The 16,042-nt window shown below is 42.1% G+C and carries 13 protein-coding genes; all 13 read left to right on the top strand.

Translation table 11 applies throughout. The features are described from left to right. Positions 1-22 precede the first annotated feature (22 nt). The 13 genes from scyC (at position 23) to H6G86_RS05035 (ending at position 16,040) form a co-directional block, all read left to right on the top strand. Positions 23-991: a scytonemin biosynthesis cyclase/decarboxylase ScyC gene (scyC, locus tag H6G86_RS05095; protein ID WP_190933416.1), complete on the top strand. Its 969-nt coding sequence runs from the start codon at positions 23-25 to the stop codon at positions 989-991. Positions 992-1,070: 79 nt separating this feature from the next. Continuing rightward, the gene (locus H6G86_RS05090) at positions 1,071-2,474 is read left to right on the top strand and encodes a ScyD/ScyE family protein (RefSeq protein ID WP_313930513.1); all 1,404 of its coding nucleotides are present in this window, start codon (positions 1,071-1,073) and stop codon (positions 2,472-2,474) included. Positions 2,475-2,517: 43 nt separating this feature from the next. After that, on the top strand, positions 2,518-3,816 hold the full coding sequence (locus H6G86_RS05085) for a ScyD/ScyE family protein (protein WP_190933415.1): 1,299 nt from the start codon (positions 2,518-2,520) through the stop codon (positions 3,814-3,816). 156 nt (positions 3,817-3,972) lie between these two features. Continuing rightward, complete coding sequence (gene scyF, locus H6G86_RS05080) at positions 3,973-5,169, top strand: scytonemin biosynthesis PEP-CTERM protein ScyF (protein WP_190933414.1); 1,197 nt, start codon at positions 3,973-3,975, stop codon at positions 5,167-5,169. A 244-nt stretch (positions 5,170-5,413) separates the two neighbouring features. After that, positions 5,414-6,703, top strand: a complete 1,290-nt coding sequence (locus H6G86_RS05075) for a glycosyltransferase family 4 protein (RefSeq protein WP_190933413.1) — start codon at positions 5,414-5,416, stop codon at positions 6,701-6,703. Between the two features lie 18 nt (positions 6,704-6,721). Beyond that, positions 6,722-7,810, top strand: a complete 1,089-nt coding sequence (gene tyrA, locus H6G86_RS05070) for a bifunctional chorismate mutase/prephenate dehydrogenase (protein WP_190933412.1) — start codon at positions 6,722-6,724, stop codon at positions 7,808-7,810. Between the two features lie 110 nt (positions 7,811-7,920). Beyond that, positions 7,921-8,565, top strand: a complete 645-nt coding sequence (locus H6G86_RS05065) for a DsbA family oxidoreductase (RefSeq protein ID WP_190933411.1) — start codon at positions 7,921-7,923, stop codon at positions 8,563-8,565. Next, positions 8,562-9,746: a 3-dehydroquinate synthase gene (locus H6G86_RS05060; protein ID WP_190933410.1), complete on the top strand. Its 1,185-nt coding sequence runs from the start codon at positions 8,562-8,564 to the stop codon at positions 9,744-9,746. The genes H6G86_RS05065 and H6G86_RS05060 overlap by 4 nt, the downstream gene beginning before the upstream one ends. Before the next feature lie 509 nt (positions 9,747-10,255). Beyond that, the gene (locus tag H6G86_RS05055; protein ID WP_190933409.1) at positions 10,256-12,460 is read left to right on the top strand and encodes an anthranilate synthase; all 2,205 of its coding nucleotides are present in this window, start codon (positions 10,256-10,258) and stop codon (positions 12,458-12,460) included. 166 nt (positions 12,461-12,626) lie between these two features. Continuing rightward, on the top strand, positions 12,627-13,457 hold the full coding sequence (gene trpC, locus H6G86_RS05050; RefSeq protein WP_190933408.1) for an indole-3-glycerol phosphate synthase TrpC: 831 nt from the start codon (positions 12,627-12,629) through the stop codon (positions 13,455-13,457). After that, positions 13,444-13,779 carry a hypothetical protein gene (locus H6G86_RS05045; RefSeq protein WP_190933407.1) on the top strand — a complete coding sequence of 112 codons (336 nt, stop codon included), beginning with the start codon at positions 13,444-13,446 and terminating at the stop codon, positions 13,777-13,779. Before trpC ends, H6G86_RS05045 begins: the two co-directional genes overlap by 14 nt. A 48-nt stretch (positions 13,780-13,827) precedes the next feature. Continuing rightward, positions 13,828-14,655 (top strand): tryptophan synthase subunit alpha, encoded by an 828-nt coding sequence (gene trpA / locus H6G86_RS05040; RefSeq protein WP_190933406.1) that lies wholly within the window; start codon positions 13,828-13,830, stop codon positions 14,653-14,655. Between the two features lie 158 nt (positions 14,656-14,813). Continuing rightward, a complete protein-coding gene (locus tag H6G86_RS05035; RefSeq protein WP_190933405.1) occupies positions 14,814-16,040 on the top strand; it encodes a tyrosinase family protein in 1,227 nt (408 codons plus the stop codon). Positions 16,041-16,042: the final 2 nt, after the last annotated feature.

Raw genomic sequence — 16,042 nt, 5'->3', positions numbered from 1 at the left:
TTATTATCTTAAGGAGTGAGAAGTGGAAAAAAATACTTTTGCAACATCAGCTTATATTGCTACTTCACCAGAGAGTGCTTTTGAATATCTTTGTAGTTTAAAAAATCTGGATGAATGGACGCTTTATAGCCGAATGAAAGAGCAAATTGATGAAGATACCTGGCTCGGAACTGCATCAGGTTATCACAAAAACCTCTATTATCACGTTAAAAAACTCCAAAATCCGCTTTTTTATGGCATTGAATGGCACTGCGGATTAGAGTACCAAAAATATTTTCAAGTTTATCCTGTTTTGCTGTTTCCCACTGACTACATTGAGCCAGGGACAGATGAAAAAGGCGTGTACTTTCACTGGTTGAGCTTTGTTGATCCCAAACGGCAGACTCAGATGATTATGCAGGGAATTCACACAGTCCATACTTCTGAATGTCGTTCTCTAAAAGGTAATTTGGAACGCAAAGCTGGTCTGACCTCAGCAGCCAAAGGAAGCCACTTTATCGATACTGATACCATTTATGTTGATGCCCCAATTGAAATCGGGATTGAATACTTAAAAGACTTACAAAACATAGATGAGTGGGCGCATCTGCTACGCCCAGATGGCGATATTACTTCGGAATCAGGTGAATTCAAAGATGAATATGACCAAAAGGTAAAAGTTTCTGTGCGAGTTCATTCTTTGAGTAAATACTACTTACTTGAACAAGAATACTTTTATCCAGAATACGAATATTATCAGCGTTCGGTAGCGTTACTTATTCCAACCGCTTATGCTTTCGCTGACCCCGAAGCTTCTGGTTTCATCCTGCATCGAATCACATTTTGGAAAACAGATGGAACTGTTAGCCACGGCAAACTTCAAATTGAAGACTTTGGTGCTGAGAGCATGAACATCAAACGCTTACTCGAAGCCAAGGCTGGCAACCTCAAATCATTTGATCGAGGAATGAGCTATCTGCCAAAAATTCAAGAATCACTACTAACTAATTAAAACCTCAGCGACCCTCTGCGCTTCCCTCTGCGTTTAAAATTCACTCCTCAATTCCCCACGATAAGCCTTATTGCAACACATGAAACTGAAGCCATTCACTATTACTATCCTCACTTTTTGTGTTGCCGCTTTTTCTGGAATGAAAGCTGCGTCAGCCGCATCCTTTTCAGTAATCGCCGACGGTCTATATAATGCCGGCGGTCTGAGCTTTAGTCCTGATGGTAATCTTTATGTTACAGAGGCGGGAATAGGGGGAAGTGGCGCTTGCGTTCCACCAGCAAGTGGTCAAGGCGATTCTCTATGCTATGGCACAAGTGGAGCAGTTACCAAAATTGAGAATGGTAAGACCGAACGCATACTTACAGGACTTCCTTCCTTAGCATTACCAGATGGCACTGGAGGCGCAGGCCCTCGTGATATTAAATTTGATGCTACAGGTAAACCTTATGTTCTGATTGGGTATGCGGCTAATCCGGCTTTTCGCGATCGCAATTTAGGTTACACTGACCTCGGCAAAATCATCACTCCCGATTTTAAAACCAATTCCTGGACGAGTGTTGCCGATTTAGCTAACTATGAACTCGCCAACAATCCCGATGGTGGTGAAGTCGGTAGCAATCCCTTGGGTTTTGTAATAGATGGCAATAAGTTAGTTGCAGTTGATGCAGGTGCAAACAACTTACTCAGCGTTAATACTGACGGGAGAAATTTGCAAGCTATTACCACATTTCCTGAAGACATATTAGCTAATCCCGTCTTCCCACCCTCCGGTTCCCCGTCTAATGAACCGTCGCAAGTGCCATCTCAAGGTGAAGAGGTGCGAGCGCAGTTTGCAACCCAAGCAGTACCTTCAAACGTGGCAAAAGGCCCCGATGGTGCTTATTACGTCAGCCAATTTACTGGTTTTCCCTTCCCTGAAGATGGGGCAAAAATCTATCGAGTTGGTGCTGATGGTTTACCAACAGTCTTCGCCGATGGTTTTACCCAACTCACCGACTTGGAATTTGATACTGAAGGCAATTTATATGCTTTGCAGTACGCCAATCAGTCAGCTTGGAAGGGTGATTTTGATGGTTCTGTCATCAAAATAGCTGCCGATGGCACTCGCACAACTCTGCTGAGTGGCAATGGATTAGAGTCACCTAGCGCCTTGACTATTGGTGCTGATGGTGCTGTATACGTGACAAACCGAGGCGATCGCCCTGGATTTGGACAAGTTCTCAAAATTGAGAATACCAAATCTATCCCTGAACCTGATTCTACTTTAGGCGTATTAGCGATCGCAGCCTTGGGCGTTGGTTGGTTGCACAAGAAGAGAATCCCCACACCTCCCAATACGGTTCGGTTAAAGGGTAAAGGGGAAAGGGAAAAGGTTTTGAATACATCCTTTCCCCTTTACCCCTTACCCTTTACCCAGACTACAAAACTAAAGAGTTTCAAACCAATTGCGCGTTCCTCAAAGACTGGGATTCGTTGTCTTTAAACCCATAAAGTTTCCACTTACTTAACTCTCAATCTCTAAAGGTATGAAACTCAAATCACTTACTCTTACACTTTTGACTGTTTGCATTGCTGCCGTTTCTGCACCAAAATCAGCCGAAGCTGCAAGCCTAACAGTAGTTGCCGATGGTCTTAGTAATCCACGCGGAATCGGCTTTGATTCTACTGGCAACCTTTATGTTACAGAAAGTGGTTCTGGTGGTGATGGAAAAGATGGAAGATGTATTCCATCTCCTAGCGCAGGATATATTCCTTTATGTGCTGGTCAAAATGGCTCCCTGCTCAAAATTGCTCAGGACGGTACAAAAACAAGTATTATTTCAAATCTAACTTCCTTAGCATTATCGCCTTCTGGAGAACAAGCAGCCGGGCCTGCGGATATTAAATTTGATTCTCTCGGTAACGCTTATTTGTTGACCGGTCTTGCAGGCGATCCAACCAATCGTGATACCGTTTTAAAATCGCCTGACCTTGGTAAATTATACAAAGTAGACTTAAGTACTGGTGGATTGACAACTCTTGCGGATTTTGGAAAATACGAAACTGCATTTAATCCTGATGGTACAGATATAATCTCTAACCCTTATGCTCTTGCAATTAAAGGTGAGACTGCTTACGTAGTTGATGGGGGCGGAAACAGTATATATACTGTAGGACTCGATGGCAGTGGAATTAAGAACGTAGCCGCAGTTCCAGAGAAAGTGATAGATCGAAATAAACTGGAATTCCCCGATCTTGGGCCTGGTGTAGATCCATCTACGCTTCCAATCACACAGCAATCAGTACCGACAGGAATTGCGATCGCTCCAGATGGCAGTTTAACAGTTAGTGAATACACTTATTTTCCTTATCCAGAAGGAGAAGCACGGATCTTTAGCGTTGACCCCAACACCTTGCAATCAAATGTTATCGCCGATGGCTTTACACAGCTAACTGGCGTAGCTTATGACCCTGACGGCAATTTGTACGCCTTGCAACACATCAATAGTTCCGAATGGAAAGAAATTCAACAGGGCGGTATTATCACTGGTGATATTAGTGGTTCTTTGATCAAAATAGCCACCGATGGAACTCGTGAAACAATCTGGAGTGGTGATGGACTAGAAGCCGCTTCTGGCATCACCTATGGCCCTGATGGTAATTTGTATATCGCAAACCGAGCCAGACTTGCAGGCACAGGACAAGTTATCAAGATTGATCCTAGAGTAACCAAAGTCCCCGAACCTACCTCTGCAATGGGTCTAATAGTAGCTAGTGCTTTAGGTGCAACTTCAATGCTGAAGCGCAAACGCAGCAAAGAATTAGTGAAAGTAGAGACTGTCTAATTCCTGGTAAAGCTTACAGAATAGGCTGCTGCCTCACAGAGAAAGTTGCATTTCAAACAAGAGGCAGCAGCCCAAATTTTAGATTTCCCAAACTGAGACTGGGAACGAAATTAGTCTAGGAACGAGTATACCTCATAGAACCAAGGCTTAAAACTTATGGGATTAGTCAAAAATTTGTCAATCGGCATTCTCGGTACTGGATTCATGGTGTTGGCAACAACAGCCCAAGCCAAGGCTGTAACATTAACTTACGACAGAAGTATTGGTAGTCCTGGCTTTGGCCCTGGAGAACTCTTTGTCCCTCAAGGTATAGCGGTGGATAGCGAAGGGAATACCCTCATAGCTAACGGACGCGGTGTTAACCCGGATGGTACTCCTAACTACAACCTGGGTAACAAAATTGAAAAATTTAGTCCAAGCGGTCAGTATATTGGAGCAATTGGCTCCGGCGGCACAGGGCCAGGACAGTTTGACGAGCCAACAACTGTAGACTTTAATCCCGTAACAGGGGATTTGTATGCAGGTGATGTTTACAACAACCGCATCAATCAATTCGATTCTCAGGGTAACTTTATTAGATCCTTTGCAAATGGAGAATTTACCCCTCTCGTACAGGGTAGGCTTTTCTTTGGGCCATCTGGTGTGACATTTGACAAAACTGGTAACGTGTACGTAGGTGATTTTAATGGCGAAAGAATCCTTAAATTCACATCAGACGGACAGCAAATTGGTGTCATTGGTGGCACTCTGGGCACTGCACCTGGACAATTCCAAGGTGTAGCAGGTATAAGAATTTCCTCAGTTAGTGGAAATATCTTTGTAGCTGACCAGTATAACAACCGCGTTCAAGTACTTGATCCCAACGGTAATCCTCTGTTGGCATTTGGTTCAGCAGGTAGCGGACCTGGACAGCTTCTTCAGCCAATTGGCATCGAAGTGGACGACCAAGAGAATGTTTATGTAGCTGATTCTATCAACAGCCGCGTACAGGTGTTTGATAAAAAAGGTAACTTCTTGACTTCCTTCGGTGAAAATGCCCGCGATGCATCAGGTAATCCGGTACCGCCTCCAGCATTAACTGGCCCTCCTTTTGGCAACCCCCTTGACCTCACTCCCGGCAGATTTAACTGGACGGGTGGCACAAGCTACAAAGATGGCAAGCTTTATGTTGGCGATTTCTTCCAAGGTCGCGTCCAAGTGATAAACGTAGAAGACAGAAAGCAAGTACCTGAACCTGGTTCAGCATTGGGTTTAGCATTGCTTGGACTTGGGGCTGCTACCCTCACGTTGCGAAAACGTGGACAACAAAAGCCAGTCTTCAGTTTAGATAAAGAACTGCAAAAACAATACTGAGTTCCAATGCTTGCTTAAATAGCATTGATACGTAAGCTAGTTCACTTTAGTCTTTATTATCTAAGGACTAAAGTGCTTACTACAAAGATCGCTTGATAAAGTACTAGTTAATGAAGAGAAATTTACAGTCTAATCCAAACTAACTTTGACAGCACTAGGTGGGCAGCGCTCACTTTACGAACAAGGGAAAAACGAACACAACAAAGCCAACATTATCAAGGTGCTTCCAAGAAATTAATAGTTTATGCAAATTCTGATTTATTCATATAACTATCATCCAGAACCAATTGGTATTGCACCTTTGATGACTGAACTAGCAGAAGGGCTGGTGAAGCGAGGGCATCAAGTGCGGGTAATTACAGGTATGCCTAACTATCCTCAGCGCCAGATTTACGACGGGTATCGAGGTAAGTTATATGTTACTGAACAGAAAAACGGTGTCAAAATTCAGCGTAGTTACCTGCGGATTAAGTCTAAACCTAACCTTGTAGACCGACTACTGCTAGAGTTGAGCTTTGTTTTTACAAGTTTGCCACAAGCCCTCAAGGGTGAGCGACCTGATGTAATTCTCTTAACAGTACCACCGCTACTAGTTTGTTTACCTGCAACTTTGATAGGTTGGCTATACAACTGCCCGGTAGTACTAAATGTGCAAGATATCCTTCCAGAAGCTGGTGTGCGTGTTGGGCTAATTAAGAATAAGTTAATGATTAAAGCTCTGGAAGCTTTAGAAAAATTCGCTTACCGAACTGCACATACCATTAGCGTCATAGCCGATGGCTTTGTAGATAATTTAAAAAATAAAGGTGTACCTGCTAATAAAATTGCCTGCATTCCCAATTGGGTAAATCTAAATTTTATCCGCCCTTTACCAAAGGAAAATAACTCTTGGAGAGCTACCCATCAACTCGATGGTAAATTTGTAGTGCTTTATTCAGGTAATATTGCTCTCACCCAAGGTTTGGAAACAGTAATAGAAGCAGCAGCGCGTTTACGTCATCTAAAAGAAATTATCTTTGTCGTAGCAGGCGAATCTCAAGCCCTCGAAAGATTGCAAAAACATTGTCTTGCTTGTAGTGCAGATAACGTTTTACTTTTACCATTGGAAGTGCGAGAAAAACTACCACAAATGTTAGCAGCCACCGATGTGGGGTTGATTGTCCAAAAGCGGAATGTGATTTCCTTTAATATGCCTTCTAAAATACCACTGTTGTTAGCCAGTGGTCGCCCAATTGTGGGTTCGGTTTCCGCCGCTGGCACTGCTGCCAAAGCTATCAGACAAAGTGGTGGTGGTGTTATCGTTGAGCCTGAGTCAGCAGATGCTTTGGCTGCGGCGGTGCTAGATTTATATCATCAGCCAGAATTAGCAGCCCAATTAGGGCGTAAGGGAAGAAAGTTTGCGGTAGAAAACTATTCCTTTGAGCAAGCGCTAGACCGATATGAAGAGTTATTTGCTGATGCGATCGCCAAAAGAGCAACAGACTTGGATATCTTACCAGAAATAAGTTCTAAAGAATCACTTGTTGATATTTGAAAATTGGGGACGCGAAAAATGCCTCTGAAATCCTCTTATTCAGATCAGCTTAAGAAAACTGACCAGAGCTTGATCGCCCTACTTAGCGATCGCATATCATTATTAGCATCAGAACAGCCTTCTTTAGATGAACAACTGGCTGATGTCGCTCCCCTACTCGCTCAAGCTGGTATTCCTGAGTCTGTTTGGGCGGATGTAGTAAAGAGTTGTCATGCCAGTCTTACCCCTAAATCTGCCACAAATCATATCATTCCCCGACAAGTTACCATTATCGGTGGACACGGCAGGATGGGAAGATTATTTAAAGAGCAACTTTCAGTCGTAGGTCACAATGTTAGCGTTCTCGAACATGATGATTGGGAATACGCAGATAAACTGTTAACTCAGGCAGAATTAGTATTAGTAAGCGTTCCTATTGAATATACGGTTGATGTGATCAAGCGAGCAGCAAAATATCTTGCTCCAACTACAGCTTTGTGTGACATCACAAGTATTAAAACACAGCCTACTCAAGCAATGCTCGAATACCATTGCGGCCCCGTTATGGGTTTACATCCAATGTTTGGGCCAAATATAAAATCGTTTTTGGGACAAAAAGTGGTAGTGTGCCCAGGTCGAAACGATGATTCATTTCAATGGTTCTTAGATTTTCTTAAAACTAAAGGTGGTGAGTTAATTGTTTGCACGCCTGAAGAACACGATCAAATGATGGTGATTATTCAAGCCACGCAGCATTTCTGTAGATTTAGTCTTGGTGTTTTCTTAGCACAATCAAAAGTAGAGATAGAGCAGAGTTTAACAATGTCAACTCCTAACTATCGTCAAGAAATTGATATTGTGAAACGTTTGTTTTCTCAAAATCCTAATCTATGCGTTGATATTATGCTAGCTACTGAAGAAAGGTGTAATGCTATTAGCTTTTTAGCTAAAACTTACAGCCGATTGGCTAGACTGGTGGCTAGAAAGGATAGAGACGCATTAATTAAAGAGTTTGAAAATACTCAAAGTTTTTTGGAAGGGAAAATTAATAGTTTTCTACAGCCTTTAAATACAACTGCTCTGCAACGAGATTTTAAACCAAAGATGCACACAAATATTAGCATTTGAGTGACAATTCTGTTTGAGGTACGAACCGCAAAGGACGCAAAGGGCGCAAAGAAAGAAAATTATAAAATTTTGCACATCCTCACAAATAAATGAGATAAATAAGAAAAAATATGCTAGTAGATATCTTTCATGATACCGTTTGCCCTTGGTGCAGAATTGGGAAAAAGCATCTGTTTGATGCACTGGCGCAATGGCAAGAACAAGAAGTAAATATCCGATGGCATCCCTTTCTTCTGGATAATACTGTTCCTGCTGAGGGGTACGAATTTCGTAGCTTTATGCAAAATAGAAAAGGCATTAAAGCGGAAGAAATGCAACAGATGTTTGATTATACGCAACGCGCAGGTGAGGCGGCTGGAGTTAAACTAGATTTTGAAAAAATCCGTTTGGCTGTCAATACTAAACTTTCTCATAAACTAATTGCGCTAGCACCCGCAAAGGTAAAAAATGATGTTGTCGAAGCTATTTATAGAGCTTACTTTGAAGAGGGTTTGAATATTGGAGATATTAACGTTATTGTTGCCATCGGTACAGCATACCAGATGAATGCTACCGAATTAAAGTTGCAATTAAACGATCATGATGTGGTTGATGCAGTTGTTACTGAATCTACATTTGCTCGGTTAAATGGCATTAACAGCGTGCCGTTTTTCATCATGAATAATCAAGTCAAGGTAAATGGTTCTCATTCGGTAGAGGCATTCCTTGAAGCTTTGAATAGTACTGCACTTTTAGATATACCTGCAAAAATATGATAGTTGACATCAAGCAAAAAAGTAGATTAATTCATCAACGTGTTTCGGTTACTTTTAACTATGAGGTTTACTTCACCCAAAATTTATTTGAGCTGAAAAACCCCACCTTAGCGCAAGTGGTTACGGCAGATGAGGAGACAAAGCCGAAGAAAATAGTTGCAGTGGTAGACGCAGGAATATTAAAGTATCAACCGGAATTGGTGAAGCAATTAGTTGCGTATACCAAGTTTTATGGAGAGGTACTAGCGATCGCAGCTGAACCCATGATAATTTCGGGAGGAGAGGCTGCCAAGAACGATCGCACTCTAGTAGAGCAAATCCAGCAACTCATTGAAACAGCCGGATTATGTCGCCATTCTTATGTGTTAGCGATCGGGGGCGGGGCGATATTGGATTTGGTAGGATACGCTGCTGCAACTGCTCACCGAGGAATTCGCCTGATTCGCATTCCAACAACGGTATTAGCGCAAAATGATTCCGGGGTTGGGGTAAAAAACGGCATCAATGCCTTTGGTAAAAAGAACTTTCTCGGCACATTTGCGCCACCTTATGCAGTTATAAATGACTCTGCGTTCTTGACAACCCTAGACGATCGCGATTGGCGTTCTGGGATTGCAGAAGCCGTGAAAGTGTCGCTGATTAAGGATGCTAACTTTTTTGATTTTATCCACTCTCACAGCAAAGCCCTGGCGCGGCGAGACATGGATGCTATGCAACAGGTTATCTATCGTTGCGCCCAGTTGCACCTAGAACATATTGCCAATAGCGGCGATCCTTTTGAAATGGGTTCGTCTCGCCCCCTAGATTTTGGACATTGGGCGGCTCATAAACTGGAGCATTTGACAAATTATCGCTTGCGTCATGGCGAAGCCGTTGCGATCGGTATTGCTTTGGATAGCACTTATTCTTATTTAGCAGGATTGCTTGATTGTTCAGAATGGCAACGAATACTAAATACTTTATCGGCGTTGGGTTTTACGCTGTATGTGCCAGAACTAGCTCATAAGTTATCACAACTAGAACATCCTGATTGTTTGTTTCATGGTTTAACTGAGTTCCGCGAACACTTGGGTGGAGAATTAACTTTAACGTTGTTACAAGGGATTGGAAAAGCAATTGAAGTTCATGAAGTGAATTTGTTGTTGTATAGGCAAGCAATATCATTATTGCGGGAATTTTAAGATTGTAGAACTAACCCTTTCAAAGTGGGTAAAAATTATCGTTCTCTTTACTCTGTGTCCTCCGTGCCTCTGTGGTTCGATAAATGAATTTTAAACCGCAGAGGCACAGAGAACGCTGAGAAATACCAAGATATTTTACAACTTACATTGAAGGGCTAGATTGGATTTTAGAAGCATAGATATAACCCTCATATTTAAGATAATATCTTACTTTTGAGGGAGGCGGATAAACTCAAGCAATATTATTAAAAATAACGATAAATAATTAGTATAAAAAGCGAATAAATTGACACCCAATCTAAAAATTGTTCAATGTATTATCTGCTTGATATCTAGTACTCTTAAATAAGAAGCAAAAAGTTTTTAATTACATTTTCCTCAAATAATCCGCAGATTAAAATAGCTTGATTTTGATTGATATTGAATCATCTAATTTTTTATCTGCCTATAAATAACTACTAATAATCATTAATAGGTTTTGACTAATCACTCTTACAGAGAAATTACCGATGATTTTTAATTCCCGTTCCTACAAAACCCTTGGCGGCGTAATTGTTTCTCGCTCCATCACCGAAGTTAAGATGGACACCGCTCTCGAAGATATTCTGTTTCATTTAAATTCTCAGCGTGGCGGTTTGCTAAGAAGCAGCTACGAATATCCAGGCAGATATAAAAGATGGGCGATCGGATTTGTCAATCCACCATTGGAATTAACTACACAGGAAAATGCTTTCAATTTGATAGCGTTGAATGAACGCGGTCAAGTACTTCTACCATTACTATTAGAGTGTTTATCCAACTCAATCCAACTTGAGAAAGTTACCCTAGACAATAACAATATTGTCGGCTTTGTTAAATCTAGTAAGAGATTATTCACTGAAGAAGAACGCAGTAAACAACCTTCAGCATTTACAGTTGTCCGCGAAATTCTACATACTTTCTCTAGCCCAGAAGATGAGCATTTAGGATTGTATGGGGCTTTTGGTTATGACTTAGTTTTTCAGTTTGAACCAATTACCCAACGTCTAGAACGTCCTAAAGATCAGCGTGATTTAGTGCTTTATTTACCAGATGATTTGATAGTTGTTGATTACTATCAGCAACGCGCATTTCGTCTGCAATATGATTTTGAAACAGCGCACGGCAACACGATGAACCTTCCTCGAACAGGTGAGTCTGTTGATTATCGCGGAAAACATCTTACCCCTAATCAAACTGCTGACCATAAAGTAGGCGAGTATGCCAAAAAAGTTGAGTCTGCACTCGATTATTTCCGCCGAGGTGATTTATTTGAAGTTGTTCCTAGCCAAAACTTTTTTGAAGGCTATGAAGATGAACCCAGCAAACTATTTGAAACTTTAAAGGATATAAATCCTAGTCCTTATGGGTTTATTTTTAATTTAGGTGGAGAATATCTGATTGGCGCATCTCCAGAAATGTTTGTGCGAGTTGAAGGGAAGCGGGTAGAAACTTGTCCTATTAGTGGCACTATTAGCCGGGGACTAGATGCTCTTGACGATGCGGTGCAAATTCGTCATTTACTCAACTCGCACAAAGATGAAGCTGAGTTGACCATGTGTACTGATGTCGATCGCAATGACAAATCCCGAATCTGCGAACCTGGTTCAGTTCAAGTGATTGGTCGTCGCCAAATTGAATTATACAGCCATTTAATTCATACAGTAGATCATGTTGAAGGGACACTGCGATCGCAATTTGATGCTTTAGATGCCTTCTTGAGCCACACTTGGGCGGTTACAGTCACCGGCGCACCCAAAAAAGCCGCAATAGATTTTATTGAACAGAATGAACGTAGCGCCCGACGTTGGTATGGTGGCGCAGTCGGTTATTTAAATTTCAATGGGAATTTAAATACTGGCTTAATTCTGCGGACAATTCGATTAAAAGACTGCATCGCTGAAGTGCGAGTTGGGGCTACTGTGCTTTATGACTCCATACCCCAAGCAGAAGAACAAGAAACAATCACCAAAGCTGCTGCTTTATTTGAAACGATTCGCCGTGTTAAGCAAAGCAGTCACAAAATTCATGAATCCAGTTCCATAAAATCAACTAAAATCTTACCTTGTGCGGCAACTGGCAAACGCATCTTACTAATAGATTATGAAGACTCCTTTGTTCATACATTAGCTAATTACATTCGCCAAACTGGTGCAAGCGTCACCACATTACGTCATGGTTTCTCAGAATCGCTCTTCGATACAGAACGCCCTGACTTAGTTGTTTTATCTCCTGGCCCTGGTAGACCAAGTGATTTTCGGGTTCCCCAGACTGTCGGGGCGCTTCTTCATCGCAAAATTCCCATTTTTGGAGTTTGTCTAGGGCTGCAAGGCATCGTTGAAGCTTTTGATGGACAATTGGGAGTTCTCAACTATCCTCAACATGGGAAATCTTCACGGATTTTCGTTACTGATTCCGATTCCGTTACCTTTAAGAATTTACCAGAATCCTTTACTGTGGGTAGATATCACTCATTGTTTGCTCTACCGGAGCATTTACCGAAAGAACTGAAGGTGACAGCGATTTCTGATGACAACGTAATTATGGGTATTGAACATCAGACACTTCCCATCGCCGCCGTTCAGTTTCATCCAGAATCAATCATGACTTTAGCGGGAGAAGTCGGTCTGGAAATCATTAAAAATGTGGTGCGTGCATATACACACATCGAAGAGTCATTAGTCATTGGTCATTAGTCATTTGTCAAAAGTGCCTCGTTCCCATGCATTCCCAATACTTGTAGAGACGCCGATTTATCGCGTCTTCTAGATTTATTGCCTCTCTAAACCGTATTGTATGCATTCCCAGATTCCATCTGGAAACGAGAATAATTAATTATTTCCCCATTCACTCAAGCATTTTATGACTAACCAAGTTGCTACTTCCCGCCATATTCTTGAAGAGATTGTGTTGCATAAAAGGCAAGAAGTTGCACAGATGCAGCAGGAATTTCCTTTAGCTTCTTTGCAACAGCAGTTAATTACGGCTCCAACTATCCGAAATTTCTTAGCTGCTTTACAACAAAATCCCAACCAACCTAGCTTAATTGCCGAGGTAAAAAAGGCATCACCCAGCCGTGGGATTATTCGAGCAGATTTTGACCCAGTAGCGATCGCTCAAGCTTATGAACGAGGTGGTGCAGCTTGTCTATCAGTCCTCACTGATCATAAGTTTTTTCAGGGCAGTTTTGACAATCTGCGTAATGTGCGATCGCACGTTGCATTACCCCTACTGTGCAAAGAATTCATCATTGACTCTTATCAAATCTATCTAGCACGGACAGCAGGCGCAGATGCAGTTTTGTTGATTGCCGCTATTTTATCAGACCAAGAACTGCAAAACTTTCTGCGAGTGATTCACGATTTGGGCATGAATGCGCTGGTGGAAGTCCATACTTTGGCTGAACTGGATAGAGTTCTTAAGCTTGACGACTTACATTTAGTAGGAATCAACAATCGCAATCTAGAAGATTTTACGGTTGATTTAGGAATAACACAGCAACTTTTAGCACAGCGCCAGCAGTATTTGCAAAGTTTGGATATCACTGTCGTCAGTGAATCTGGACTGTATACACCTGCTGATTTATCTCTTGTTGCTGAAGCTGGTGTGCGTGCGGTTTTAGTAGGAGAGTCTTTAGTTAAACAAAGCGATGTAGAGCAAGCTGTACGTAGTCTTTTGAGTGCTGAGAGCTGAGGTAAACCTAAAAAATGAAGCTCTGATACTCATTAACGGAGATAAAAGCCTCATTAACGGAGCTAAAAGACTCATTAACGGAGATAAAAGCCTCGTTAACGGAGATAAAAGACTCATTAACGGAGATAAAAGACTCGTTAACGGAGCTAAAAGCCTCGTTAACGGAGATAAAAGCCTCATTAACGGAGATAAAAGCCTCATTAACGGAGATAAAAGCCTCATTAATGGAGATAAAAGACTCATTAACGGAGCTAAAAGACTCATTAACGGAGATAAAAGACTCGACAACAACAAATATAGCGTGGGCATCGGTAATTGCTAAAAGTTGATTCTTCCAAAACTATTAACTAATCATTAACTATTTTTCAAAATGACCTCTATCTCCAATTCCTTTCAAACTTTACGCGATCGCCAACAGTGTGCTTTAATCCCCTTTATCACAGCAGGCGATCCTAACTTAGAAACCACTGCCCAAGCTTTACGTATCTTAGATCGCAATGGTGCTGACTTCATTGAGTTGGGCATTCCCTACTCCGATCCTCTCGCAGATGGGCCTGTAATTCAAGCAGCCGCAACTCGCGCTTTGCAAAAAGGCACGAAATTAGAACAAGTATTAGAGATGTTGCAAGCTGTAACTCCTACCCTGAAAGCGCCGATAATTCTATTTACTTATTACAATCCCATTTTGCACCGGGGTATTAAGACATTTTTGGCCCAAATTGCTGCTGTTGGGGTGCAAGGCTTAGTAGTGCCAGACTTACCCTTAGAAGAAGCAGAAGAATTAATCCAGACTGCTGCATCTTTTGGGATTGAGGTAATTTTACTTGTAGCTCCTACCAGTTCTAAAGATAGGATTTTAGCGATCGCTCGTCAATCTCAAGGTTTTATCTACCTGGTAAGCGTCACAGGCGTTACAGGTATCCGCGCTCAAATCCAAGACCGCGTAAAAGATTTAATTACCGACTTGCGAAGCGTCACCGATAAACCCATCGGCGTTGGTTTTGGTATTTCCGGGCCAGAACAAGCGCATCAAGTAATGGAATGGGGAGCAGATGCGGTGATTGTTGGTAGTGCCTTCGTCAAACGTTTAGCTGAAGGTAGCCCAACCGAAAGACTACAAGCAGTAGAAAAGCTTTGTCGGGAACTGAAAGCAGCAATTACCCCAGTATCCCTGCAACAAGTTGGCTCCAGAAAATAAAAAAGCTCTTTTTTCTGTCTCTGCGTTCTCTGCGCGGCAGTCGCTCATGGGGGAAACCCCCAAGACCGCGCTGCCTTGCCTCTGTGGTTCGATAAAGAAAAACGAACCGCAAAGAGCGCAAAGGTCGCAAAGGAAGAAATACAAAGGAAATCTTGGCTATGAAACTTCTGCTGAAATCTGTCAAAATATTCATTTATAGCTTACTTATAGTTAGCACCTGTGCCCTTGCAGTTTTCGCCCACGATCGCATTGACTACCGACAAGATAAAGATTTTAGCTATGAAAATCTTCGGGGGCAATACGCTCAATTAGCTGTAAGAAAGAGCGTAACTGACCTGACACCAGCAGAGAAAGCAGCCTTTGTCAAAGCTATCAAAACCTTAAAAACTACAATTCCCCCAGGTAGCAAGGTCAGTATTTACGACCAATTCGTTGCCATACATTTAGGGGCAACACGCTTGATTCATAATCATAAAGGGCATTCCGATGGTTCCGTTCAGGAATTAGCTCATGAAAATGCTGCATTTTTCCCTTGGCATCGAGAATATATCCGCAGATTTGAACAAGCTTTGCAAGCAGTAGACCGAACTGTGACTCTGCCATACTGGGATTGGACAGACCCCAAAGCATTTGATGTTATTTTTAACGATGACTTTCTTGGTTCTAACGGTCAAGGAGTAACCATTAAAATTCCAAATCAGGGAAATTTTACAGGTGGGGCTGTACAAACCGGGGCTTTTGCGGCTGCAAATGGCTGGGTTATGAATCCAGAATTAAACATTGACCCAGATACCGGAACATCATTAGGGACATCACTTGTACGCTTTCTAAGAATGCCTCCTGCCAGTGATTACCCAGTGCCCAAAAAAGATGTTGAGCGTGCCTTGAGTCTTAATAACTATTCTCTATTTCGCCCTGCATTGGAAGGATTTATCTCTGTAGATGAGCAGGGTAAAGTCACCCCCGGCGGATTCACCCACAACTACATTCATGGTTTAGTGGGTGGGGTGCAGATAGACGCAAGTACAATACCCATAAAATTTAAGGGTTTGGGGACTATGAGCAATATACCAAGTTCCCCTTACGATCCAGTGTTTTGGTTGCATCATTCAAACACAGACCGCCTCTGGGCTGAATGGCAAGAAAACGGTCATAAAGGTAGCGATTTTTATCCTTCCGAAGGTCAGCCTTATGGACACAATCTTAAAGACCTAATGTGGCCTTGGGACGGCGGTATATCTACCCCGAAAGCTACAGAGTTAGGAAATTTACTAGCCCTATTACCAAAATTTAACCCTAGCGATTTGGTGCGCCCTATAGACGTTTTGAATCACAGGCAACTGGGCTATACCTACGAAACTTGGGAAAGAAAAACGCAAAGATGAGT

Source organism: Nostoc sp. FACHB-133 (assembly GCF_014698055.1).
Lineage (GTDB): Bacteria > Cyanobacteriota > Cyanobacteriia > Cyanobacteriales > Nostocaceae > Nostoc.
This window is presented reverse-complemented; position numbering and strand designations above follow the sequence as displayed.